The organism is Blautia glucerasea, assembly GCF_020537505.1.
GTDB lineage: Bacteria > Bacillota > Clostridia > Lachnospirales > Lachnospiraceae > Blautia_A.
This window is the reverse complement of sequence record NZ_JAJBMO010000006.1, coordinates 112,197-135,597: the sequence shown is the minus strand read 5'-3', so window position 1 is coordinate 135,597 and position 23,401 is coordinate 112,197. Positions and strand designations below refer to the sequence as shown.

The following is a 23,401-nucleotide window of genomic DNA, read 5'->3' as shown; positions in this document are numbered from 1 at the left end:
AGACCTTACATTTTTTGCTGGAACGGATAGAAGGAAGAGGAGAATTATTTTATGAAAGCATTTATGGACAAAGATTTTTTACTTTCAACAGAAACATCAAAAAAGTTATTTCATGAATATGCAGAGACAATGCCAATTGTAGATTACCATTGCCATATCAATCCCCAGGAAATTGCAGAGGACCGTAAGTTTGAGAATATTACCCAGGTGTGGCTTGGCGGTGATCATTATAAATGGCGTCAGATGAGATCAAATGGAGTAGATGAGTACTACATTACTGGTGGCGCCAGTGACCGTGAAAAATTCCAGAAATGGGCAGAAACTCTTGGCAAAGCGATTGGAAATCCTCTTTATCACTGGAGTCATCTGGAATTGCAGAGATATTTTGGATATACAGGGTATCTGAACGGAGATACAGCAGAAAAAGTATGGAATCTCTGCAACAAAAAGCTTCAGGAAGATGATATGTCTGTAAGAAACATTATCCGCAAGTCCAATGTAAAATTAATCTGCACAACAGATGATCCGGTAGATGATCTGAAATGGCACAAGGTTCTTGCAGAGGATGAAAGCTTTGAGGTAAAAGTGCTTCCTGCATGGCGTCCGGACAAGGCAATGAATCTGGAAAAATCGGAATATCCGGAATACATGAAAAAGCTTTCTGAAGTAAGTGGAATTAGAATTGCAGAATTTGCAGATCTGAAAGAAGCCCTTCTTAAGAGAATGGAATTCTTTGCCCAGATGGGATGCAGTGTATCTGACCATGCACTGGAATATGTTATGTATGCGCCTGCAGCAGAAGAAAAAGTAAATGAAATCTTTAAAAAGAGACTGAATGGCGAAAGCATCTCAAGAGAAGAAGAAATGATCTTCAAGACAGCTTTTATGCAGTTTGTTGGAAAAGAATATCATAAAAAGAACTGGGTAATGCAGATCCATTATGGATGCAAGAGAGACAACAATGCATTTATGTATGAGCAGCTCGGACCGGATACAGGATATGACTGCATCAATAACTATGCACCAAGTGCTCAGACAGCAGATTTTTTGAATTCTCTGATCGCATCAAATGAACTTCCAAAGACAATCCTGTACTCCCTGAATCCCAATGACAATGAAGCAATCGGAACAATCCTTGGCTGCTTCCAGGGAACAGAGGCAGCAGGCAAAATTCAGCAGGGAAGTGCATGGTGGTTCAACGATCACAAAACAGGTATGATCGCACAGATGACATCACTTGCAAATCTGGGACTGCTTGCAAACTTTGTTGGCATGCTTACTGATTCAAGAAGCTTTTTGTCCTATACCAGACATGAGTATTTCCGCAGAATTCTTTGCGAGCTTATTGGCGGCTGGGTGGAAAATGGGGAATATCCAGCTGATTATAAGACTTTAAAGGAAATTGTGTGCGGAATTTCGTACAATAATGCAGTAGACTATTTTGGGTTTGACCTGTAAAATTATTGATGTTAAAATAAATAAGCTGCTTGATAAAAGCATATCAGATATGAAGCTGTCTGATATGCTTTTTCAGTATAGAACGGATAAAGTGAATGCTTATTTTATATTATTATCAGAACGAACAGGAGAACTATAGTGAATATATATGATATTGCAAAGCTGGCAAATGTTTCTATCGCAACAGTATCCAGAGTGGTTAATAACAGTCCGAAAGTCAGCCCGAAGACAAAAGAAAAGGTTCTTGCGGTTATGAAAGAAAATGAATACACGCCGAATGCGTTTGCCAGAGGCCTCGGTCTTGGATCGATGAAAACAGTAGGAATCATCTGTCCAAACATTGACGATATCTATATGGCCAAAGCAGTATCCTATCTGGAACGAAATCTTCATGCTCATGGATATGACTGTATTCTTGGCTGCAGTGGATTTAAACAGGAAGAAAAGGAGGATTATGTCAGACTCCTTTTGTCTAAGAAAATAGACACGCTGATACTGGTTGGTTCTACATATGCAGGAAATGGTAAAGATGAATCTGACACAGATTATATTCGGGAGGCAGCGGAACAGGTTTCCGTATTTATGATTAACGCAAAGGTTTCAGGCGATAATATTTACTGCACCTATGCGGATGATTTTCAGGCTACTTATGAAGTGACGAAAGCCTTTATCCGGAGAGGAAAAGAGAAAATTCTTTTCATGTATGATTCAGAATCCTACAGTGCCAGACAGAAAATGGCGGGATACGAAGCTGCATTGCAGGACGCCGGATATCCAATTTGTGGACATCTGAAATTCAAAACCAGAAATGACATTGAATATACGCGGGATATGCTGCTTGAATACAACCGGACCCTTGATTTTGACAGCGTTCTTGCAACAGAGGATGGAATTGCAATCGGAGCAGTAAAGTATGCAAAGATTAAGGGACTGGCGATTCCTGAGGAACTGGCTGTTGCCGGATATAATAACTCAATTCTTGCAATCAGCAGTGATCCTGAGCTTACGTCGGTGGACAGTAAGCTGGGCGTAATGTGCAAAAAGACAGTGGAACGGATGATTGACCTTCTTGAGAGAGAAATACAAATTGAAAAGAATGTGTGTATTCCGTGCGAGATAGTCCGCAGATGTACAACGGATTTCTGATTTTGTTTCATAGCTGATTAAAAAAGGTGCATTTTGGCACCTTTTTTGTATTTGTGGATATACTGATAAAAAAGGGGATTTTCCATGTTTCCTGTAGAGCCGATTTCCGGAAAAATGCTGGATTATTATGTTGGACGGAAGGATTCCTTTATCATAGATTTAAGAGATGCAAAAGAGTATCATAACGGACATATAAAGGGAGCGGTAAATGTGCCATATGAGAAGTTTGAAGAAATGGAGAGATATGATTTTCCTACAGGTAAAATACTGGTGTTGTATTGCGACAGAGGCGGGGCAAGTCTTCAGGCAGCCAGGATTCTGGCGCGAAATGGATATAAGACAAAAACGGTGATCGGGGGAATGAAGGAGTACAGAGGGAGAAATCTGATATGCGATATATGAGAAAATTTCAAAAGAGTACTATCTTGTAATTTCCATCAAGGCATGATAATGTAAAGAAGAAAAAAATGTCCTTTTCATGAGGTTATGTAAACCGAAAAGGAGAGAGACAATTCGAACACTAAAAACAGAGGAGAAACTAAGTTTATGAAATATATGTTTGCTTCTGACATCCACGGTTCTGCCTACTACTGCAGAAAAATGCTGGATGTCTTTGAAAAAGAAGGGGCAGAGCGCCTGGTTCTGCTGGGCGATCTGCTTTATCATGGCCCGAGAAACGATCTGCCAAAGGAATACGCACCCAAGCAGGTGATCCCTATGCTGAATGCCATGAAGGATAAAATCTATGCGGTACGTGGAAACTGCGAGGCAGAGGTAGACCAGATGGTTCTGGAGTTTCCAGTGATGGCAGACTACTGCATCCTTGCCATTGACGGCAAAACCTTTTATGCAACCCATGGACATGTTTATAATCAGAACAATCTGCCACCGTTATGTGAAGGAGATATCCTGATCCATGGACATACCCATGTGCTGAAAGCCGAGCAGATGGACGGTTACATCCTTCTGAACCCTGGCTCCGTATCCATCCCGAAGGAAGGAAATCCACCTACATACGCAGTGCTGGAAGACGGTGTTTTTTCCATCCGGGATTTTGACGGAAACGTTGTAAAAAGCATAGCATTATAAGAAGGGAAAAAGGAATGAGTACAGAAAGATTTGAACTGATCGCACCCTGCCATTTTGGTCTGGAAGCGGTTTTAAAAAGAGAGATCCTGGATCTGGGATATGAGATCAGCAAGGTGGAAGACGGAAAGGTTACCTTCCTGGCTGATGCCCAGGGAATTGCAGACGCCAACGTTTTCCTTCGCACTACAGAGCGTATTCTTCTGAAGGTAGCAGAGGTAAAGGCGGAAACCTTTGACGAGCTTTTTGAAGCAACCAAGGCCCTGCCATGGGAGCGCTACATTCCGGCAGACGGCAAATTCTGGGTGGCAAAAGCCAATTCTGTAAAGAGTAAGCTGTTCAGCCCGTCAGATATCCAATCCATTATGAAAAAAGCCATTGTAGAGCGTCTGAAGGGCGTGTACAACGTGTCCTGGTTCCCAGAAGACGGCGCAGATTTTCCTATCCGTGTGGCGTTTATGAAGGATGTGGCAACTATTGGAATCGATACTTCCGGTGTTTCTCTTCATAAGAGAGGGTATCGCCAGATGACAGTAAAGGCGCCTATTACCGAGACACTTGCCAGCGCACTGATTATGTTAACCCCTTGGAAAAAAGACCGAAGCCTTGTAGATCCATTCTGCGGAAGTGGTACTTTTCCAATCGAGGCAGCTATGATGGCTGCGGATATTGCACCAGGAATGAACCGTTCCTTCCTGGCAGAAGACTGGAAGCATGTAGTGCCAAGAAGATGCTGGTATGAGGCTGTAGAAGAGGCTCAGGACCGGGTAAACCTGAAAATCGAGACAGACATCCAGGGCTATGATATTGACGCTGAGGCGCTGAAGGCGGCCCGGGCAAATGCAAAGATGGCAGGGGTGGACAGCCTGATTCATTTCCAGCAGCGTCCGGTGAAAGAGCTTCACCATCCAAAGCCATATGGTTTTATCATCACAAATCCGCCATACGGTGAGCGTCTGGATGAGAAAGCAGCCCTGCCGCAGCTTTACCGTGAGATCGGGGAAAGCTACCGTGGGCTTGATAAGTGGTCTATGTATCTGATCACTTCCTATGACAAAGCGGAGAATGACATTGGCCGTAAGGCAGATAAGAACCGTAAGATCTATAATGGAATGCTGAAAACATATTTCTACCAGTTCCTGGGACCGAAACCGCCAAGAAGAGGTCTGGCACAGGAAAAGAAAGAGGACATAAAATAATGAAGAAGATTATTTTTGCAACAGGAAATGCGGACAAGATGAAAGAAATTCGGGAAATCCTGGCTGACCTGGACGCTGAAGTGCTGTCCATGAAGGAAGCCGGAATCCAGTCAGATATTGTGGAAGATGGCAAAACATTTGAAGAAAATGCAGTGATTAAGGCAACTGCCATTAGCAAGCTGACAAAGAATGGAGAAATCGTTCTTGCAGACGATTCCGGACTTGAAATCGATTATCTGAACAAAGAGCCAGGCGTTTATTCCGCACGCTATATGGGGGAACACACTGATTATCATACCAAGAACGGCAATCTGATCCAGAGGCTGGAGGGGGTGCCGGATGAGAAACGTACTGCCCGTTTTGTATGTGCCATTGCAGCTGTTTTCCCAGATGGAAAGGTGGAAACTGTGCGCGGAACTATGGAAGGGCGAATTGGTTACGGGGAAAAAGGAGCCAATGGCTTTGGCTATGATCCTATCTTTTTCCTGCCAGAATACGGCTGCACCTCAGCTGAACTGTCCATGGAAGAGAAAAATAAGATCAGCCACAGAGGAAAAGCGCTGCAGATGATAAAGGAAGAACTAAGATGAAAATTCTGGTAGTCAGTGATACCCACGGAAGAGACGAGAGGCTGGAAATCATTGTGGAGCAGGAACAGCCATTTGATTATCTGATCCATTGTGGGGATGTGGAAGGACGGGAGTTCTTTATTGAAGCTCTTGCAGAATGTCCCTGCACCATTGTGGCTGGAAACAATGATTTCTTCAGTGATCTGCCAAGAGAAGAGGAAATTGTGCTGGAAGGGCATAAGATCATGGTGACACATGGTCATAATTATGGGGTGTCCATGGATCTTTACGGCGTTTCAGAGGAGGCAGCCGCCAGAGGCTGTGAAATCGTATTTTTCGGTCATACACATAAGCCGGTAATCGAGAAGAAAAACGGTGTGCTGGTGATCAATCCGGGAAGCCTTTCTTTCCCAAGGCAGGAAGGCCGCAGACCAAGCTATGTGGTCATGGATTTGGAAAAAGGGGAAGAGCCGATGGCGGAAATTGAATATTTATGATCTTTGTGCATTGAAAAAAGAAAAAAATTTTTATGGGAATTTTGAAAAAAATAATTAAAAAAGCCCAGAACAGGAGTGACTAAGATACCGGAAACCCGCATTTTTAGCGGGTTTTCGGGAATTGTATCTTTTTTTGAAAAAAATATAAAAAAATATGAAAAAAGGTGTTGACAAATAGTAGGCCATATAATATAATAACACTTGCCTTGAGCGAGAGAAAAGAAATTCTTGAGAGAACAAGGAACGACAACTTCATAGAAATGATGTTGTAAGACATCGGGGTGTGGCTCAGTTTGGCTAGAGCGCCTGGTTTGGGACCAGGAGGCCGCAAGTTCGAATCTTGTCACCCCGACTGCTGTAACAACATTACCGTTTCAGCGTAAATGCGGGTGTAGTTCAATGGTAGAACACTAGCCTTCCAAGCTAGATACGTGGGTTCGATTCCCATCACCCGCTTCTCTGATGAAGAGAAATATGTGTCAGTAGCTCAGCTGGATAGAGCAACGGCCTTCTAAGCCGTGGGTCGGGGGTTCGAATCCCTTCTGACACGCTGTGGTGGATATAGCGCAGTTGGTTAGCGCGCCAGATTGTGGCTCTGGAGGCCCAGGGTTCGAATCCCTGTATCCACCCTTTGCCTTTGGGCTATCGCCAAGCGGTAAGGCACAGCACTTTGACTGCTGCATTCGCTGGTTCGAATCCAGCTAGCCCAGTCCTATATGGAGCATTAGCTCAGTTGGTAGAGCACTTGACTTTTAATCAAGTTGTCCGGGGTTCGAATCCCCGATGCTTCACTTGTAAATGATAACCGGAAGCCTTATGATTAGGGCATTCCGGTTTTTTAAATAATATATATGCGGATGTGGCGGAATTGGCAGACGCGCCAGATTTAGGTTCTGGTGTTTATGACGTGCAGGTTCAAGTCCTGTCATCCGCAGGAGATGAGAAATGATCTGGATTGGATTTTCGCAAGGAGAATCAGATTTGGATCATTTTTTTATAATGGAAATATGTCTTGAGGTTGCTGGCGGGACCGTGGACAGTAACACCTTGATTTTGCAAAGCGGATTTGATATAGTTTACACAATGAAGAAATATGGAGGAAAAATATGGACGTTGTTCAGTTTCAGGAGAAATTAAGAGAGATTTGTGACCTTGGAAAGCAGAATGGGAATATGCTGACACATGAGCAGATCCGGGAGCATTTTGCGGATACAGACCTTGAGACAAGCCAGATGATAAAGGTACTGCAGTATCTGAAGCTGCAGGGAATCGTGATAGAAGGAGAAGATGCTGCGGCGCAGGCAGAAGCAAAGGAAGAGAAAGAGGCAGAGCCCCAGTCCAATGGAACCAGCACACCGCTTACTCCAGAGGAAGAAGCATATCTGAAGGATTACCTGGCAGAGGTAAGTAATGGTAAGGAACTAAGCCAGGAGATGATCAATACGCTGTTTGAAAATCTGGCTGACGGGGATGCCATTGCAGAGGCAGCTCTTACCAGCATTTATCTGCCGGTAGCAGCTAATATGGCGGCAGATATGAACTGCGCAGAGATTCATCTTGCAGACCTGATCCAGGAGGCAAACGTGGTGCTTCTCACAGCTCTTTCTGACCCGGAGACAGAGCACAAGGATGACGCCTGGCTGCGTCTTCAGCTGCGCAAGGGAATCATTGCAGCAATTGAGGATCAGACACAGCAGAAATTCCAGGATGACTGCCTGGTAGCCAAGGTAGAGAAGCTGGAATCAGCTGTAAAGGATCTGACAGATGATGATGGGGAGAACCGCTTTACCATTGATGAGCTGGCGGTTATTCTCGATATGAATGTGGATGAGATTCGGGATATTCTGCGTCTTACAGGAGATGATAAATAATTATGGCAAGTGAAATCCCGGGAAAATTATGGAGATAAGGCTATTCTATCGGAAATGAAAAGAATGCTGTAGAATTGATGGAAACACCAGAGGTGATTTAAAAGTAAAATCATCTCTGGTGTTTTTTACTTTTCCGGATGTTTTGAAATTTACATTGAAATTTCACTGTACAAGTGTTACTATCATAAATAATAATCAAAATATTTTTGCGAATAATAAATATTATTTGACAAATGAAAGGAGGATATATATGGATTTGGAAAAATATCAGCAGTATTCCAGAATTGCAAGAGGTTTGGAAAAGGCAGACCTGGTATTGAAGGATGCGAGGATTGTGAATGTTTTTACAGAAGAGATCATCCGCGGAGACATTGCCATACAGGATGGGATTATAGCAGGAATTGGAAGCTTCCATGGAAAAGAAGAACGTGATCTGGCTGGCAAATATGTATGTCCGGGATTTATTGACAGCCATCTTCATCTGGAATCTACACTGGTGACACCAGCAGAACTGGTAACAGTTGCTTCCAGACATGGAACTACCACTTTTATTGTGGATCCCCATGAATCAGCCAATGTGTCCGGTCTGGCAGGAATTGATTATATTCTGGATCAAACCGAAGATGTGAAAGCAAATGTATATGTAATGATGCCTTCCTGTGTTCCGGCTACTTCCATTGATGATAATGGATGTACTCTTTCTGCTGAAGATATGGCTCCTTACCTTCATAACAGCCGGATTCTTGGACTTGGAGAAGTAATGGACAGCATTTCTGTGGTACAGGGAGATAAGACCATGCATGACAAGCTGGAGCTGTTTGAGGGCAGAATCCGTGATGGTCACGCTCCGTTTCTGGAAGAGGGAGATCTTCAGGCATATGCCATGGCAGGGATTGCTACAGACCATGAGTGCAGCTTCTTTGATTATGCCATGCGAGAACGGCGGAACGGTCTTACCATTCTTGTAAGGGAAGGCAGCGCTGCCCGAAATCTGGAGGCGCTTGTTGGCGGTCTGGTGCAGAGACATATGAATGGTGACGGATTCTGCTTCTGCACAGATGACAAGCATATTGAGGATATCCAGCGTGAAGGGCATATTGACCATAACGTGCGAAAAGCTATCCGTCTTGGCATGAATCCGGTTTCCGCTATTAAGATGGCAACCATCAATGCAGCTGACTGTTATGGACTGAAAGACAAGGGAGCAGTGGCACCCGGCAGACAGGCAGATTTGCTGATCCTTTCGGATCTTGTCAGTGTAGCTATAGAAGATGTGTACTTTAAAGGGCAATTAGTGGATAAAAATGCAAAAATTGTTATAAAACCGTGTGCCCCTGAACTGAAAAATACAGTGCATGTGGCTGAATTTTCCAGAGCGGCATTTCAGCTGGAGTCTGCAGATGGAATCTTTCCGGTGATTCTGGCGGAAGAAGGGCAGATTACTACCAGAAAGGGAACTCTGAAAGCAGGGGATGGTCCCTGCAAATTCCAGTCCGATGACGATTATCAGAAGATTGCAGTTGTAGAACGTCATAAGATGACGGGGAAAATCGGCTGCGGCGTGATCGGAGGTTTTGGTATCCGCGATGGAGCAATTGCGTCCAGTGTATCCCATGATTCCCACAATATTATTGTGATCGGAGATAATGATGAGGACATGGAGCTTGCTGTGCGGGAGCTGATGCGTACTCAGGGAGGCTACACGATCGTAGAGAATCATAAAGTATTTGACACCCTTGCCCTTCCTGTAATGGGACTGATGAGCGACAATGGTTTTGAGAAAGACAATGAAACTCTTGGGCGAATGATCCATAAAGCTCATGAAATGGGTGTAAAAGACGGTCATGATCCGTTTATTACGCTGTCCTTTATGGCTTTGCCGGTTATTCCTCAGATCCGAATTACACCGAGAGGTGTTTTTGATGTGGAAGCGTGGAAGTTTTTATAAGTAAAAAGCATCTTGATTTTCATGAATACTTATGATATGATACTGCTCAAAGAAAAGGGAGTAGCGGCCATGAAGAGATAAATGGAATTCCATTTTTTCTGAATGGTGCATAAATGCGTCAGAACGGTAGATGAAACTACCCGCATTATGAGATAATCAGCGAGACTTTTATTTCAGGCATTATGACAGTGCCTGGGATAAAAGTCTTTTTTTATTCTCCCTTTTTGAAAACTATTGTTGGTAAAAGAGATGGAGGAGAAAAATGAGTAAGCGAAATGGAAAAATGAAATATCTGGCAATCGGTGCTGCCGGGCTTATAGTAGCAGGGGGATTAGCGCTGGATGCAACTTACCAGATTCAGGAGCAGGAACAGGCAGTACTCACAACCTTTGGAGTGCCAAAGGCAGTGACTGAAACGGGCTTACATTTCAAAGTCCCTTTTGTACAGCAGGTGCAGAAGGTAAATACCACGATCCAGGGATTTCCAATCGGATACAGTATGGGAAATAATGCGGTAGTGGAAAATGAAGGAATCATGATCACTTCGGATTACAATTTTATTGATGTGGATTTCTTTGTAGAATATCGAATTTCAGAACCTGTAAAATATCTTTACACATCTGAGCAGCCGGAAGAGATTTTGAAAAATATTGCGCAAAGCTGTATCCGAACTGTGATAGCAAGCTATAATGTGGATGAGGTTCTGACCACCGGAAAAGGAGAAATCCAGAGCAGGATCAAAGAGATGATTTTGAATCAGATGGAGGAACAGGATCTGGGAATTCAATTGGTTAACATAACAATACAGGATTCTGAGCCGCCTACTGAAGAAGTGATGAAAGCATTTAAAGAGGTGGAAACTGCGAAACAGGGAAAGGAAACGGCGCTTAACAATGCCAATAAATACAGGAACGAAAAGCTTCCAGAAGCGCAGGCCCAGGCAGACCAGATTATTCAGGATGCGGAGGCACAAAAACAGGTGAGGATCAATGAGGCAGAAGCTGAGGTGGCAAGATTTAATGCAATGTATGAGGAATATGTGAAGAATCCTGAGACTACAAAAATGCGAATGTTCTATGAAACCATGGAAGATGTGCTGCCTGGTATGAAGATTGTGATCGACAACGGAAGCGGCGTGGAAAAGATATTGCCGCTGGATTCTTTTGCCGGAGACTGGAAAACGGCAGAAGATACAAATGAAGAAACTAAGTGAAGTTAAGATAAGTATCTGATAGAAAGGATAAAAAAATATGAAAATGAAAAAAGCTGCACTTATAACAGGCATTCTCGGAGCAGTAATAATCGGCTCTTCCATAACCATAACCCAGCAAAATGAATACAAGCTGATCCGTCAGTTTGGTAAAGTTGACAGAGTAATCTGCGAACCGGGAATCAGCTTTAAAATTCCATTGATAGAAAGGACACAGTCTTTACCGAAGGAAACGTTGCTATATGATTTGGAAGCATCTGATGTGATTACCAAGGACAAGAAAACCATGATCAGCGACAGCTATGTTTTGTGGAAGATTACAGATCCTCTTAAATTTGCGCAGACCCTGAACTCTTCTTTGGAAAACAGCGAGAGCCGAATTAATACGGCCGTATATAATGCCACAAAAAATGTGATCAGCAGTCTTTCACAGGACAAAGTGATCACAAGCCGGGACGGAGAATTATCGGATATGGTAATGGAAGCCATTGGAGATAATATGGAACAATATGGAATAGAGCTGATGAAATTTGAAACAAAGCAACTGGATCTGCCGGACGATAATAAGGCAGCTGTGTATGAGAGAATGATCTCAGAGCGTGATAATATTGCTGCTACATATAAAGCAGAAGGTGATTCAGAAGCAAAGGTAATCCAGAACAAAACAGATAAGGAAGTGACTATTCAGATCTCAGATGCGAAGAAGCAGGCTGAGATTTTGAAGGCAGAAGGGGAACAGGAATATATGAAAATTCTTTCCCAGGCTTATGGGGAAGATGAGAGAAGAGAATTTTATTCCTTCGTAAGAAGCCTTGAAGCCCTGAAAACTTCTATGCAAGGAGAAAACAAGACCGTTATTTTGTCATCTGATTCCCCGATTGCTCAGATCTTTGAGGGAAAATAATAAAAATTCTTGCATCTGCCGGCATTGACGTATATCATAAGGAACATAAGGAGTGACAAAGGATGGCGATAGTAAGAAAACACATATATTTTTCCGGTCAGGTGCAGGGCGTTGGATTTCGTTACCGTGCAAAAAATGCGGCGAGAGCCAATAACCTTACCGGTTGGGTGGACAATCTGTGGGATGGCAGAGTAGAAATGGAAGTCCAGGGAGAGCTTTCCGGAATTGAGCGCATGATTCAGGAAATCGAGATGGGAAGTTTCATCCAGATTGAGAATTATCAGATGGAAGACTTGCCTGTGGATGAAAGTGAGTGGAGCTTTTATTCGAAATGAAAGGGAATGCCAGGAGTAATGAGGAATATGTCTGCTAAAGCAGACGGCATCTGGCGCACAAAGCGCAACAAGTCCCTCAAAGATTGAGAAATTTAGGGAGCTTGAAGCGGACTTGTCCGCTTTGTGAGCAAATAGCAAATCAGATATTAAAAAATAGGATTGACAATTACAGTATTGGCTTTTATAATTAGTTCGCACACGAACAGTTCGAACCCGAACTGTTCATAGGCGAACTATTTTTGCCTGGAAGTATATGAAAGAAGGGAAATATGGAAAAAAAGAGAAAAATGGGTCCTGATGAGCGCTGCCGGGCGGAACGGCATATAGGGTATGAGGTTCGTACTCTCAATCAGGTAATTGGACGTCTGGTGAATTCATATCAGTCCAAGGTGGATGAGAAAGCCGGAATTAACCGCATGCAGGGGTGGATCATTGGTTATCTGTACCGGCATTCAGAAGAAGCTGTTTTCCAGAAAGACCTGGAAGCAGAATTTCAGATGGCGCGTTCTACTGCGTCAGGAATCCTTCAGGCAATGGAGAAGAAAGGGCTTATTACCAGAGAATCTATTCCAAGAGATGCCAGACTGAAGCGTCTGGTGCTTACGGAAAAGGGGATGGAATTTCAGATGGAAATTATGGAGAATTTTGGCAGGATCCAGAATGTGTTAAAGTCTGATATTCCCCAGGAAAAACTGGAATGCTTTATGGAAGTTCTGGACATAATCCGGGAAAATGCCCAAAGAGAGTGCTGTCTGCGGGATGAAAACTAACAAAAAAAGAAAGGGGAGAACCTGATGATAAAGACATTACTTGCCCAGGTAAAGGAGTTTAAGAAGGCCTCCTTCCTCACACCGGTATTTATGATACTGGAGGTTGTGGTGGAGACAATGATTCCTCTTGTAATGGCAGATATGATCGACAACGGTGTGGAAGCCGGTAATATCAGTTATCTTTACAGAAAAGGTGCCATTATGGCGCTTCTTGCTGTTGCAGGACTTGTTACCGGTATTCTTGGAGGAAAATACGGAGCATACGCATCCTCCGGTTTTGCCCGTAATCTTCGTAAAGCAATGTATACTAACATTCAGACATTTTCATTTTCAAACATTGACAAGTTCAGTACTGCAAGTCTGATCACACGTCTGACTACAGACGTGACCAACCTGCAGAATGCATACCAGATGATCCTGCGTATGTGTACCCGTGCCCCGGCCAGTCTGATTTGTGCCATGGCGATGGCGTTTATGATCAATGCAAGGGTTGCGAGTATTTATCTTATTGCTGTTATTTTCCTTGGAGCTTTTCTGGTATTTATTATGAAGAAGGCTACCAGATATTTCCAGGAGGTATTTAAAAAATATGATGACTTAAATGCCAGTGTACAGGAAAATATCAATGCAGTTCGTGTTGTGAAGGCTTATGTACGTGAAGAATACGAGACTACGAAGTTTCAGAAGGCCTGCAATAAGGTTTACGAAATGTTTGTAAGAGCTGAGAAGCTGGTTGTTATGAACATGCCGGTCATGCAGTTTACAGTCTATGCATGTATTCTTGGAATCAGCTGGCTGGGCGCTAATATGATCGTTGGCGGAAGTCTGACTACCGGTGAGCTGATGAGTCTTCTTACATATTGTATGAATATTCTCATGAGCCTTATGATGCTCTCAATGGTATTTGTCATGATTACCATGAGTGCCGCCAGTGCAGAGCGTGTAGCTGAGGTTATCAGTGAGACAGCAGATCTTTGCGATCCGCAGAATCCGGTAATGGAAGTTGCGGATGGAAGTATTGTATTTGACCATGTTGATTTCAGCTATAAGAAGGACAGCAAGGAACCGGTGCTGAAGGATATTGATCTTTCTATTCGTGCCGGAGAGACAATCGGCATTATCGGTGGAACCGGAAGTGCAAAATCCAGTCTGGTAAATCTGATCAGCCGTCTTTATGATGTGAGCAGTGGTTCAGTAAAGGTTGGCGGTGTGGACGTTCGTGAGTATCATATGGAAAGTCTGCGAAATCAGGTGGCAGTTGTTCTTCAGAAAAATGTGCTGTTTTCCGGTACCATTCTGGAGAATCTGCGCTGGGGAAATAAAGAAGCATCAGAGGAAGAGTGCCGTCGAGCATGTAAGCTTGCCTGTGCAGATGACTTTATTGAAAAAATGCCGGATAAATATAATACATATATTGAACAGGGGGGAACCAATGTTTCGGGCGGTCAGAAACAGCGTCTCTGTATTGCAAGAGCTCTTCTTAAGAAGCCAAAGGTGCTGATTCTGGATGATTCCACAAGTGCAGTAGATACTGCCACGGATGCCCGTATCCGCAAGGCATTTGCAGAGGAAATCCCGGAGACTACCAAACTGATCATTGCACAGCGTATTTCCAGTATTCAGAGCGCTGACCGTATTATTGTTATGGATGAAGGCCGGATCAGCGGATTTGGAACACATGAGGAACTGATGCGGACCAATACGATTTATCAGGATGTTTATAATTCCCAGATAAAGGGTGGAGGAGATTTCGATGAGAACAGAGGAGGTGATCAGGTATGAGTAACAACAAACCCATAAAAGGTCCGGGGCGTGGCGGTGCTGCTTTTCGTACAGGCCCAATGGTTGAGAATCCGGGTAAAATGCTTGGAAGACTGATGGGATATATTTATAAAAATTACAGGATCCACATTATTGTAGTTGTGATCGGAATTGTAGTCAGTGTTCTTGCGAATGTGCAGGGAACCATGTTTATGAAGACGCTTATTGATCAGTATATCATGCCTCTTCTGAAAGCAGAAACTCCGGATTTCCATCCTCTGGCAATGGCAATTCTCAGGGTAGCCTGTTTTTATGCCATAGGTGTGGCATGTACCTATACCTACAATCGTCTGATGATTTACGTGAGTCAGGGAACCCTGCGCAACCTTCGAAATGAGATGTTTGAGCGCATGGAGACTTTGCCTGTCAAATATTTTGATACACATGCGCATGGAGATATCATGTCCATTTATACCAATGACATTGATACCCTGCGTCAGATGATCAGTCAGAGTATCCCTCAGCTGATTTCCAGTGTGATCACCATTGTCAGTGTTCTGGTAAGTATGATCATTCTGAATATCCCTCTTACTCTTGTAACTCTGTTCATGGTAGGGGTTATGCTTTTTGCAAGCAAGAATCTTGCTGGTCTCAGCGGTAAGTATTTCATGGAGCAGCAGAAGAATCTTGGTATTGTAAATGGTTACATCGAGGAAATGATGGAAGGCCAGAAGGTTGTAAAGGTATTCTGTCATGAGGAAGAAAGCCTTGAGAAATTTAATGAGCTGAATGACCAGCTGTTTGAGAGCGCGAATAATGCCAATAAATTTGCAAACGTGCTGATGCCTACCTGTGCACAGATTGGAAATATCAGTTATGTGCTGTGTGCCATTGTAGGCGGTGTACTAGCTGTAAACAGCGTGGGTGGATTTACTCTTGGCGGCCTGGCAAGCTTTCTTACCTTTAATAAAAGCTTCAGCCAGCCAATCAACCAGGTGAGTCAGCAGTTTAACAGTATTGTTATGGCACTTGCCGGTGCGAAGCGAATCTTCGAGCTTCTGGATGAGAAGCCCGAGGTGGATGAGGGCTACGTAACACTGGTAAATGTGAAGGAAGAGAATGGGGAGCTGGTGGAGTCACAGAAGCGTACCGGGCATTGGGCATGGAAGCATTTCCACAAGGCGACTGGTGAGACGGATTATACTCCTCTGAAAGGCGATATTGTTCTGGATGGAGTTGACTTCGGCTATCGGGATGACAAGATCGTGCTTCACGATGTGAAGATGTATGCAAAGCCAGGACAGAAGATCGCGTTTGTTGGTTCTACTGGTGCTGGTAAGACTACCATTACCAACCTTCTGAATCGTTTTTATGACATTCAGGACGGCAAGATCCGTTATGATGGAATCAATGTGAATAAGATTAAGAAGGGCGATCTGAGGCGTTCTATGGGGATCGTACTTCAGGATACCAATTTGTTTACCACTACGGTTATGGAAAATATCCGTTATGGAAAGCTGGATGCCACAGATGAAGAAGTGATCGCAGCTGCGAAGCTGGCGAATGCGGATGGTTTTATCCGAAGACTACCAAATGGGTATAATACCATGCTCCGCAACAATGGTGCCAATCTGAGTCAGGGGCAAAGACAGCTGCTGGCCATTGCAAGGGCTGCGGTGGCAGATCCGCCGGTACTGATCCTGGATGAGGCAACCAGTTCCATTGATACCCGTACTGAGAAGCTGGTTCAGGACGGTATGGATAAGCTGATGGAGGGCAGAACTACATTTGCCATTGCACATCGGCTTTCTACGGTTAGAAACAGTGATTGTATTATGGTTCTGGAGCAGGGACGAGTGATTGAGAGAGGTTCTCATGATGAGTTGATTGCGCAGAAGGGAAAATATTATCAGCTGTATAATGGATGATAGGCGTAACACAAAAAGAAAGAGGTAAAGTTGGAGGAAGTTCAACTTTACCTCTTTCTTTTTGTTTTGGTTTCCCAATAGTGTGGGCTGGTTATAGCTTCAGAGCCAGAGCCTGTTTGAAAAGTCATTCCTGCAAACTGCAAGCTCCACTTTGCGGTATATTTCACCCGAACTCAGTTGACGTAGCTAGTCAGGCTGCTTCTTTTTGCGGTAATTGTGCGAGGATGATGGCTCCGAACATTATTACGCAGCCGATGATCTCGCGGTGGCTTAGTTTCTGGCCAAGGATGATCCAGCCTGCGAGGACAGAGATGCAGGACTCCAGGCTGAGAATTAGGGAGGCTACAGTTGGGTTCATGTTTTTCTGTCCTATGATTTGAAGAGTGTAGGCCACGCCGCAGGACATGATACCTGCGTAGAGGATGGCACCCAGGGCACCGTGAAAGGCGGAAAGCTGAGGGTGTTCCAGGACGATTGCTGGGATGGCGGTGAGGATGCCGCAGACCAGGAACTGGATGCAGGACATTTTTACTCCATCTACTTTAGGAGAAAAGTGGTCAATGACCAGAATATGCAGGGAAAACAGGAATGCACAGATCAGGACCAGAATGTCTCCTTTGCCGATGGAGAAGCCGTCGGTGATGCAAAGCAGGTAGAGACCGATCAGCGCCATCACAACGGCAACCCAGATAAAGGGGCTGCATCTTTTTTTCATAAAAAGCCCAAGGATTGGGACAATGATGATGTAGCAGGCGGTGAGAAATCCGGCTTTGCCAACGGAGGTGTACTGGATGCCCAGCTGCTGGAAGTTGGAGGCAAGGCAGAGGCAGATGCCGCAGGCGATGCCGCCGAGAATTAAGGTTTTGTTGCGGGTGAAGATATTCCCGGAAGGAACAGCTGCGGCATTTTTGCCCGCAGAGTTTTGAGCTTGGGATGATGCATTTGAACGGGAGGATGCTGCGGGAGCTGCGGAGCTATTCTGCGGATTGATTTTATTCAGCAGAAAAATAACCGGGATCAGCACCAGGGAGCCAATGATATTCCTGGTAGCGTTGAAGGTGAACGGTCCAACTGCGTCGCCGCCTTCGCTTTGGGCGACAAAGGCGATTCCCCAGATAGTTGCGGTCAAAAGCAGGATCAGCGAATTTTTCAGTGGTATCTGTTGTTTTTTCATAATAAAGTATCCCCTCATAAAATTTACAAAAATGCCCTCCTTTAACAGGAGGGACATCGTTGTCTGAATTAGCGTTCCATCATACTGATGGATTCAATTCCTACACTTCCGCCACGGACCACCTCGATGCGGCCGAATTCTTCTTTGATCAGTTTGACTACTGCGTCGTTCTTGGTTGCAGTCTGGACGAACTCCAGAAGCAGGCTGTCTTTGCCATAATCAATGACTCTGGCCTTAAATGTCTCTGCAATCTGGAACAGCTCCACTTTATCTTCGGAAGAGCAGTTAAATACTTTGATGTAAAGAATTTCTTTCATACGAACAAACCTGTTGGTGAAATCGATGACCTTGATCACTTCCACCATGCGGTTCAGCTGTTTCTTGATCTGTTCGAAAGTCTCATCGTCGCTTACAGTACCGATGGTCATTCGGGAAACGGTAGGATCCTCTGTGGTACCTACGGTAAGGCTGTCCAGGTTATAGCTTTTGCCGGAAAAAAGTCCGGAAATCTTGGACAGAACACCTACCTGGTTCTCTACATAGAGGGAAATCCATCTTTTTTTCATGCCTTTATCTGCCATGGGATAAACCTCCTGTTAATTAACAATCCATAATTAAATCTTCCAGTGTTCCGCCTGGTTTTACCATAGGATACACCATTTCCTCCGGATCGATGATAAACTCGATCAGAGTAGGAACCTTGGTATTTTTTTTGGCTTCTTCAAATGCTGCTGCAACCTGGTCTTTATTGAAGACGCGGATTCCCTTGGCACCGTAGCTTTCTGCCAGTTTTACGAAATCTGGTGTATATTTCGGATATTCTTCCCCATTTGTACGGCGGGAAAGGGCACCGGAGCGAAGATTGGTCATGCTGTAGCGTTTGCCGTAGAAAAGCTTCTGCCACTGGCGCACCATGCCAAGATATTCGTTGTTAAATACGCAAAGGATCAGAGGCAGCTCTTCCAGAACCGCTGTAGCAAATTCCTGGATGTTCATCTGCATGCCGCCGTCACCGGAGATCACGATAACCGGCTTGTCCGGGTTGCCAATCCTGGCACCCACACCGCCAGGAAAACCGTATCCCATAGTGCCAAGTCCGCCGGACATGACAAGCTGTTTGCCAGGGGTGATCTCAGCGTACTGGGAAACCAGCATCTGGTGCTGGCCAACGTCTGTGACAATAATCGCTTCGTCAAACTGGTGATTGATCTCATTGATGATGTCAACAGGGCTTAATCGGTCATTAGGACGCATCGCAAGAGGATGCTCCTGCTTCCAGCCATTGATTTCATTGATCCATTTTTTATTGGTGTAGTCAGATACATATTCGGACATTTTCGTGAGTGCTTCTTTCGCATCTGCAACAATGGGAATATCCACCTGGATATTTCGGGAAATGGAAGCAGTATCAATGTCAATGTGGATGATCTGGGCATGTGGGGCGAACTCATGAAGCTTACCTGTGATGCGGTCATTAAAACGGGTACCGATAGAGAAAAGTACATCACAGTTGCTTACCGCCATATTTGCTGCGTAAGCGCCATGCATACCAAGGTTGCCGATAAAAAGAGGATGGTTGGTGGGAATTGCGCCACGTCCCATAATAGTAGTTACTACCGGAACTCCGGTCTTTTCTACTACTTCCTGGAAAAACTTATTGGCACGGGAAATATTGATTCCGCCGCCGGCAAGAAAAAGAGGTTTCTTTGCCTTGGAAAGTGTTTTGATGGCGCGTTTCAGCTGACCAATATGGACGCTGGTGTTCGGCTTATAGCCGCGGATGTTTACGCTCTTCGGATATTCCGGGCTTCCAAACTCTGCCATAACGTCTTTGGGCAGGTCAATCAGAACCGGACCTGGGCGGCCGGTGCGTGCGATATAGAAGGCTTCTTTAATAATACGTCCAAGCTCCTCGCGGTTGCGTACGGTGACGCCATATTTGGTGATGCTGCGGGTGATCCCTACAATATCAACCTCCTGGAAGGCATCATTTCCAATGAGATGACGTGCTACCTGTCCGGTAAAACATACAAGGGGAACACTGTCGTAGTTGGCTGTGGCAAGACCTGTGACCAGGTTAGTGGCACCAGGACCGCTTGTAACAAGACATACGCCAACCTTGCCTGTGGTACGTGCATAAGCATCGGCTGCGTGGACCAGTGCCTGCTCGTGGCGGGGAAGGATTACGGTGATGTCGTCCTGTTTGTATAATTCATCGCTGATATCAATGGTACATGCTCCGGGATAACCGAAAACGTACTCCACACCTTCTTCTTTCAGTGCTTTTACCAGCAGCTTATTACCTGATATCTGTTTCATTTAGTGAAGCTACCTCCTTTTTGCCAGGGAAAAGCTGACAATATAGTTATAAAAAAATCTCTAAGCATCGTAAGCTTAGAGGAAAAGATATTTAATCAATATTATAACGTTAATGTGAAGAAGTGTCAACAAAGGGCAGGGAAATTGTGCGGAATCAGGGAAAATAAAAACAGGATGAAGAGGCAGGGCTGTTGTAATTCTGAGACGAAAGGAACAAATACAGGTGTTCAGAAAAAATGAAAAAGTTGTCCACAAAAATGTCCACAGTTGAAAGAGAGGAAAAATACTTTATAATAGAAAGGTATTCCGTAAAGGGAAGAAGCAACGTGATAAATGGGAGGGATTTGAGTTGCTGTATGGCTCGAGAACAGTAACTTATTGGAAAATTCTGCATGGAACGCCGCCGACAGGATGCTGAGACCGTAGCACCTGCCAGGAGGCGTTTTTGTTATTCAACAGTTACGATTCATTAATCAATTTCTGTACCATGCGCGCCGCGTCTTCATATGGATAAATGTATCCATGATCCAGGCTTTCCATATAATCCAGAAATGCCTCCAGAAGACTTGGTTCATTAAAGGTAAGGCAGAGGATCTGCCCATGGATATCCTTAAAAAGCAAATATCCCATCGTCTGGTTTGCCACCAGATGAAGATTTTCCGTGAGCTGGCTGAGTGGATATTTCAAAAGCCTGTAAACGCCGGTTTTACAATAAGGAATCATTTTAGCCAGGATCTGCTTTCCCTCCGAAGGAGTAAGCGGACGGTAGACCTCTTCCGGGATTTCGTGTACCCGGCCGGAAGAGAGAAACTGCCGGAGCCCTGGGATTGTAAAATAAATAACGATCTTTTCTGAAGAAAGTAATTCCCGGTTGTCAGCAAGCAAAGCAGAAGACTGGCGGATAAAAATGTCTCTGTCCGGAAGCTGTGGATAAACGGCTTTTTCCAGAAGTTTATCATCAATGAGCGGAGTGATACAGGCTTCCGGCTGCAGGATATAAGAGGGATTGGTGCGGTACATCTGCTGCAGGGAGCCATCCATGGGGAGATAGTTGATCACATGGAACAAAGGCTTGCAAAGCAGCTTGTAGGATTGGTACAGATCCTGGAGAAGCCGTAGATAGCCGGAACCCTTATATAGGAAGCCTTTCTGATAATCTGCTGTACATACCAGCGCATATTCGGAGGTAATGATCATACAAGGAAAGCCGTTGAAATTTTCGTAATGGGCAACTATGTCATCGTAAAAATAATAAGGTTTGTAATCCATATCCGTAAAGAAAAGAGGCAGCATGGTTTCCAGGCAATTCAGATTATATAGCTGGCGCTGGGGTGTAAGCTGTCCGGTTTTGCTAAAACAGATCAGATGCTCAATGGTAAGGGCTCCCTTTAAGCGAAGGCTGGAAAGGGTGCTGAAAAGGAAAGGACAGTCCGGCTGAATCAGAAGCTGAACCGATCCCTTTTCCCTGGCAGCCTCCATGAGAAGGATACTGTGTGAATAATAGTCCATTTCGGTTCGTGAAAAAATGGGAATGCAAGCTGTTTCCACGGAAGGAAGTTCTGGGGAAAAAGTGGCCTTATGAAAAAGAAACTGTATATTTTCAGAGGTTATATGGCTGGGAAAACGATTGAGAAATTTTTCCACGCTTTTGCGTCTGTAGTAGACAGACGGTCCAAGACGGGTGAGATCATAGGTATCCTGAAGCTTGGCAAATTCAGCTGGTGCTAATTGCAGATATTCTGCCAGCTTATAGAAAACTTCCTGGGAGGGGGGATTGCGTTTCCCACTGATGATCCGGTAAAGCATGGAGCGGTCCATCTGGCAGGCAGCTGCCAGGGAGTAAATTTTGATATCTTTTTCCTTGATATAGTGGTTTAACAGGTCTGAAAATACGGACATGATCGGCTGTTTGCCTCCTTTTTAATGTGAAATTAATTTTAGCAGATGCGGGTGGAAAAAGAAAGGGATAACTGGTCAAAGAGTGGATTTTGTGGTAAGATATGTAGAACAAAGTGTTGGAAAAGAATAAAGGGAAAGGAAGCGACAGGAAAATAGTGGAACTGAATAAGGAGAATATAAAAAAGATACGGTGGCTGATTGCATTTGCAGTGATCCTGTATGTTGGCGTGCAGCATCTTGACGTTGTACTGAAGTATGTGAAAGTTTTGTGGGGGCTGCTCCTTCCATTTGTAATTGGCGGTGCAATGGCCTTTGTGCTGAATGTTCCAATGGCATTTATTGAGCGCCATCTTTTTGGAAAAGCCAGAGAAAAAGAAGGAAAGGCTGGAAAGGCTGCCAATCGTCTTGCAAGGCCGGTAAGCCTGGTATTGTCGATCGTACTGGTTGTGCTGGTGGTTTTGGTCGTGGTATTGGTTGTGGCGCCAGAACTTGGCAGAACCCTGGTCAGCGTTGTGAAAAAGGTGGAAGAGGACATTCCGCTTTTGCAGAAATGGCTGACAGATACCTTCCAGAGCGATTCTGAAATCGTAAAATGGGCTTCTACCATAGAAATCGATCCCCAGAAGAGCATTGATTCCATTATAAGTGTTTTGAAAAATGGAGCTGATAATCTGGTATCCTCTACCATCACAGTGACCATGGGACTGGTAAGCATGGCAGTGAATTTTGCAATCGGCTTTGTGTTTGCCTGCTATGTGCTTTTGCAGAAGGAGAGACTGGGAAAACAGGTTTTAAAAGCGGCTTATGCTATTTTACCAGTGAAAATTGTGGAATATCTGGGACATGTGTGCACCCTGGCAAGTAAGGTATTTGCAAGCTTTATTACAGGACAGTGCATTGAGGCAGTGATCCTGGGAAGCATGTTCTTTGTGTCTATGACAATTGGAAGATTTCCGTATGCAATGCTGATCGGTGTGCTGATCAGCTTTACAGCGCTGATTCCGGTGTTTGGCGGCATTATCGGATGCTGGGTGGGCTTTTTTCTGATCTTGATGGTAAGTCCTTTGAAGGCGTTCGCATTCTTGGCTCTGTTTGTGATCCTGCAGCAGATCGAGGGAAATCTGATCTATCCTCATGTGGTTGGAAACTCTGTGGGCCTGCCTGCAATCTGGGTGCTGGTTGCGGTAACCCTGGGTGGAAATCTTATGGGAATTTTGGGAATGCTGATTTTCATTCCACTTGTATCTGTGCTGTATACGCTGTTTAGAGAATGGGTGTATGAGCGGCTGGATAAGAAAAAGGTAAAGATTAGTTGAGCTGGGAAGAG

Annotated in this window: 22 protein-coding genes and 7 tRNA genes; 24 read left to right on the top strand and 5 right to left on the bottom strand. The window is 44.4% G+C overall.

The genetic code is table 11. The annotated features are described in order from the left end of the window. Nucleotides 1–51: 51 nt before the first annotated feature. The 23 genes from uxaC (at nt 52) to LIQ05_RS07195 (ending at nt 16,682) form a co-directional block, all read left to right on the top strand. Nucleotides 52–1,458, top strand: coding sequence for a glucuronate isomerase (gene uxaC, locus LIQ05_RS07305; protein ID WP_226819689.1), 1,407 nt, complete (start codon nt 52–54; stop codon nt 1,456–1,458). A gap of 138 nt (nt 1,459–1,596) precedes the next feature. Further along, the gene (locus LIQ05_RS07300; protein ID WP_226819688.1) at nt 1,597–2,604 is read left to right on the top strand and encodes a LacI family DNA-binding transcriptional regulator; all 1,008 of its coding nucleotides are present in this window, start codon (nt 1,597–1,599) and stop codon (nt 2,602–2,604) included. 84 nt (nt 2,605–2,688) lie between these two features. After that, nucleotides 2,689–3,006 carry a rhodanese-like domain-containing protein gene (locus tag LIQ05_RS07295; protein ID WP_226819687.1) on the top strand — a complete coding sequence of 106 codons (318 nt, stop codon included), beginning with the start codon at nt 2,689–2,691 and terminating at the stop codon, nt 3,004–3,006. A 144-nt stretch (nt 3,007–3,150) separates the two neighbouring features. Continuing rightward, nucleotides 3,151–3,693 carry a phosphodiesterase gene (gene yfcE, locus LIQ05_RS07290; RefSeq protein WP_226819686.1) on the top strand — a complete coding sequence of 181 codons (543 nt, stop codon included), beginning with the start codon at nt 3,151–3,153 and terminating at the stop codon, nt 3,691–3,693. Between the two features lie 14 nt (nt 3,694–3,707). After that, nucleotides 3,708–4,889, top strand: coding sequence for a THUMP domain-containing class I SAM-dependent RNA methyltransferase (locus LIQ05_RS07285; RefSeq protein ID WP_226819685.1), 1,182 nt, complete (start codon nt 3,708–3,710; stop codon nt 4,887–4,889). Beyond that, nucleotides 4,889–5,479 (top strand): XTP/dITP diphosphatase, encoded by a 591-nt coding sequence (locus tag LIQ05_RS07280; RefSeq protein ID WP_226819684.1) that lies wholly within the window; start codon nt 4,889–4,891, stop codon nt 5,477–5,479. Before LIQ05_RS07285 ends, LIQ05_RS07280 begins: the two co-directional genes overlap by 1 nt. After that, a complete protein-coding gene (locus LIQ05_RS07275) occupies nt 5,476–5,955 on the top strand; it encodes a metallophosphoesterase family protein (RefSeq protein ID WP_226819683.1) in 480 nt (159 codons plus the stop codon). Before LIQ05_RS07280 ends, LIQ05_RS07275 begins: the two co-directional genes overlap by 4 nt. 277 nt (nt 5,956–6,232) lie before the next feature. Beyond that, a tRNA-Pro gene (locus LIQ05_RS07270) sits at nt 6,233–6,307 on the top strand. Between the two features lie 33 nt (nt 6,308–6,340). Beyond that, nucleotides 6,341–6,411: transfer RNA gene (locus tag LIQ05_RS07265), tRNA-Gly, on the top strand. Nucleotides 6,412–6,431: 20 nt separating this feature from the next. Then, nucleotides 6,432–6,505 (top strand) — tRNA-Arg (locus LIQ05_RS07260). A 5-nt stretch (nt 6,506–6,510) separates the two neighbouring features. Then, nucleotides 6,511–6,584, top strand: a tRNA-His gene (locus tag LIQ05_RS07255). Between the two features lie 9 nt (nt 6,585–6,593). Continuing rightward, nucleotides 6,594–6,665, top strand: a tRNA-Gln gene (locus LIQ05_RS07250). An 8-nt stretch (nt 6,666–6,673) separates the two neighbouring features. Then, nucleotides 6,674–6,746, top strand: a tRNA-Lys gene (locus LIQ05_RS07245). 62 nt (nt 6,747–6,808) lie between these two features. Continuing rightward, nucleotides 6,809–6,889, top strand: a tRNA-Leu gene (locus LIQ05_RS07240). Nucleotides 6,890–6,900: 11 nt separating this feature from the next. Next, nucleotides 6,901–7,092 carry a hypothetical protein gene (locus LIQ05_RS07235; protein WP_226819682.1) on the top strand — a complete coding sequence of 64 codons (192 nt, stop codon included), beginning with the start codon at nt 6,901–6,903 and terminating at the stop codon, nt 7,090–7,092. Then, the gene (locus LIQ05_RS07230) at nt 7,062–7,826 is read left to right on the top strand and encodes an RNA polymerase sigma factor region1.1 domain-containing protein (RefSeq protein ID WP_226819681.1); all 765 of its coding nucleotides are present in this window, start codon (nt 7,062–7,064) and stop codon (nt 7,824–7,826) included. The genes LIQ05_RS07235 and LIQ05_RS07230 overlap by 31 nt, the downstream gene beginning before the upstream one ends. 250 nt (nt 7,827–8,076) lie before the next feature. Further along, the gene (ade, locus tag LIQ05_RS07225) at nt 8,077–9,774 is read left to right on the top strand and encodes an adenine deaminase (protein WP_226819680.1); all 1,698 of its coding nucleotides are present in this window, start codon (nt 8,077–8,079) and stop codon (nt 9,772–9,774) included. 262 nt (nt 9,775–10,036) lie between these two features. Next, a complete protein-coding gene (gene hflK / locus LIQ05_RS07220; RefSeq protein ID WP_226819679.1) occupies nt 10,037–10,987 on the top strand; it encodes an FtsH protease activity modulator HflK in 951 nt (316 codons plus the stop codon). Nucleotides 10,988–11,030: 43 nt separating this feature from the next. Further along, on the top strand, nt 11,031–11,888 hold the full coding sequence (hflC, locus tag LIQ05_RS07215) for a protease modulator HflC (protein WP_416385983.1): 858 nt from the start codon (nt 11,031–11,033) through the stop codon (nt 11,886–11,888). A gap of 62 nt (nt 11,889–11,950) precedes the next feature. Next, nucleotides 11,951–12,223 carry an acylphosphatase gene (locus LIQ05_RS07210; protein ID WP_226819677.1) on the top strand — a complete coding sequence of 91 codons (273 nt, stop codon included), beginning with the start codon at nt 11,951–11,953 and terminating at the stop codon, nt 12,221–12,223. A gap of 269 nt (nt 12,224–12,492) precedes the next feature. Then, nucleotides 12,493–12,993 (top strand): MarR family winged helix-turn-helix transcriptional regulator, encoded by a 501-nt coding sequence (locus LIQ05_RS07205; protein ID WP_226819676.1) that lies wholly within the window; start codon nt 12,493–12,495, stop codon nt 12,991–12,993. Between the two features lie 24 nt (nt 12,994–13,017). Further along, complete coding sequence (locus LIQ05_RS07200; RefSeq protein WP_226819675.1) at nt 13,018–14,775, top strand: ABC transporter ATP-binding protein; 1,758 nt, start codon at nt 13,018–13,020, stop codon at nt 14,773–14,775. Continuing rightward, entirely contained in the window at nt 14,772–16,682 is a 1,911-nt protein-coding gene (locus LIQ05_RS07195; RefSeq protein ID WP_226819674.1) for an ABC transporter ATP-binding protein, read from the top strand. The genes LIQ05_RS07200 and LIQ05_RS07195 overlap by 4 nt, the downstream gene beginning before the upstream one ends. A gap of 47 nt (nt 16,683–16,729) precedes the next feature. Here the strand turns inward: LIQ05_RS07195 and LIQ05_RS20570 are convergent, their stop codons facing one another. From LIQ05_RS20570 to LIQ05_RS07175, 5 genes are all read right to left on the bottom strand, one after another. Beyond that, complete coding sequence (locus LIQ05_RS20570; protein WP_416385980.1) at nt 16,730–16,849, bottom strand: DUF6783 domain-containing protein; 120 nt, start codon at nt 16,847–16,849, stop codon at nt 16,730–16,732. Nucleotides 16,850–16,872: 23 nt separating this feature from the next. Further along, nucleotides 16,873–17,841 (bottom strand): DMT family transporter, encoded by a 969-nt coding sequence (locus LIQ05_RS07190; RefSeq protein ID WP_226819747.1) that lies wholly within the window; start codon nt 17,839–17,841, stop codon nt 16,873–16,875. 83 nt (nt 17,842–17,924) lie between these two features. After that, nucleotides 17,925–18,437 (bottom strand): acetolactate synthase small subunit, encoded by a 513-nt coding sequence (ilvN, locus tag LIQ05_RS07185; RefSeq protein WP_226819673.1) that lies wholly within the window; start codon nt 18,435–18,437, stop codon nt 17,925–17,927. Nucleotides 18,438–18,456: 19 nt separating this feature from the next. Beyond that, a complete protein-coding gene (ilvB, locus tag LIQ05_RS07180; protein WP_226819672.1) occupies nt 18,457–20,175 on the bottom strand; it encodes a biosynthetic-type acetolactate synthase large subunit in 1,719 nt (572 codons plus the stop codon). Nucleotides 20,176–20,634: 459 nt separating this feature from the next. Continuing rightward, nucleotides 20,635–22,074 carry a helix-turn-helix domain-containing protein gene (locus LIQ05_RS07175; protein WP_226819671.1) on the bottom strand — a complete coding sequence of 480 codons (1,440 nt, stop codon included), beginning with the start codon at nt 22,072–22,074 and terminating at the stop codon, nt 20,635–20,637. Between the two features lie 155 nt (nt 22,075–22,229). Between LIQ05_RS07175 and LIQ05_RS07170 the strand changes: the two genes are divergently transcribed. After that, nucleotides 22,230–23,390 carry an AI-2E family transporter gene (locus LIQ05_RS07170; RefSeq protein WP_226819670.1) on the top strand — a complete coding sequence of 387 codons (1,161 nt, stop codon included), beginning with the start codon at nt 22,230–22,232 and terminating at the stop codon, nt 23,388–23,390. Nucleotides 23,391–23,401: the final 11 nt, after the last annotated feature.

What these genes read in the sequence shown, in the direction of transcription:
- uxaC (WP_226819689.1), top strand. Translation starts at nt 52, where the DNA reads ATGAAAGCATTTATGGACAAAGATTTTTTACTTTCAACAGAAACATCA.
- LIQ05_RS07295 (WP_226819687.1), top strand. Translation starts at nt 2,689, where the DNA reads ATGTTTCCTGTAGAGCCGATTTCCGGAAAAATGCTGGATTATTATGTT.
- yfcE (WP_226819686.1), top strand. Translation starts at nt 3,151, where the DNA reads ATGAAATATATGTTTGCTTCTGACATCCACGGTTCTGCCTACTACTGC.
- LIQ05_RS07285 (WP_226819685.1), top strand. Translation starts at nt 3,708, where the DNA reads ATGAGTACAGAAAGATTTGAACTGATCGCACCCTGCCATTTTGGTCTG.
- LIQ05_RS07280 (WP_226819684.1), top strand. Translation starts at nt 4,889, where the DNA reads ATGAAGAAGATTATTTTTGCAACAGGAAATGCGGACAAGATGAAAGAA.
- LIQ05_RS07275 (WP_226819683.1), top strand. Translation starts at nt 5,476, where the DNA reads ATGAAAATTCTGGTAGTCAGTGATACCCACGGAAGAGACGAGAGGCTG.
- LIQ05_RS07235 (WP_226819682.1), top strand. Translation starts at nt 6,901, where the DNA reads ATGATCTGGATTGGATTTTCGCAAGGAGAATCAGATTTGGATCATTTT.
- LIQ05_RS07230 (WP_226819681.1), top strand. Translation starts at nt 7,062, where the DNA reads ATGGACGTTGTTCAGTTTCAGGAGAAATTAAGAGAGATTTGTGACCTT.
- ade (WP_226819680.1), top strand. Translation starts at nt 8,077, where the DNA reads ATGGATTTGGAAAAATATCAGCAGTATTCCAGAATTGCAAGAGGTTTG.
- hflK (WP_226819679.1), top strand. Translation starts at nt 10,037, where the DNA reads ATGAGTAAGCGAAATGGAAAAATGAAATATCTGGCAATCGGTGCTGCC.
- hflC (WP_416385983.1), top strand. Translation starts at nt 11,031, where the DNA reads ATGAAAAAAGCTGCACTTATAACAGGCATTCTCGGAGCAGTAATAATC.
- LIQ05_RS07210 (WP_226819677.1), top strand. Translation starts at nt 11,951, where the DNA reads ATGGCGATAGTAAGAAAACACATATATTTTTCCGGTCAGGTGCAGGGC.
- LIQ05_RS07205 (WP_226819676.1), top strand. Translation starts at nt 12,493, where the DNA reads ATGGAAAAAAAGAGAAAAATGGGTCCTGATGAGCGCTGCCGGGCGGAA.
- LIQ05_RS07200 (WP_226819675.1), top strand. Translation starts at nt 13,018, where the DNA reads ATGATAAAGACATTACTTGCCCAGGTAAAGGAGTTTAAGAAGGCCTCC.
- LIQ05_RS07195 (WP_226819674.1), top strand. Translation starts at nt 14,772, where the DNA reads ATGAGTAACAACAAACCCATAAAAGGTCCGGGGCGTGGCGGTGCTGCT.
- ilvN (WP_226819673.1), bottom strand. Translation starts at nt 18,437, where the DNA reads ATGGCAGATAAAGGCATGAAAAAAAGATGGATTTCCCTCTATGTAGAG.
- ilvB (WP_226819672.1), bottom strand. Translation starts at nt 20,175, where the DNA reads ATGAAACAGATATCAGGTAATAAGCTGCTGGTAAAAGCACTGAAAGAA.
- LIQ05_RS07175 (WP_226819671.1), bottom strand. Translation starts at nt 22,074, where the DNA reads ATGTCCGTATTTTCAGACCTGTTAAACCACTATATCAAGGAAAAAGAT.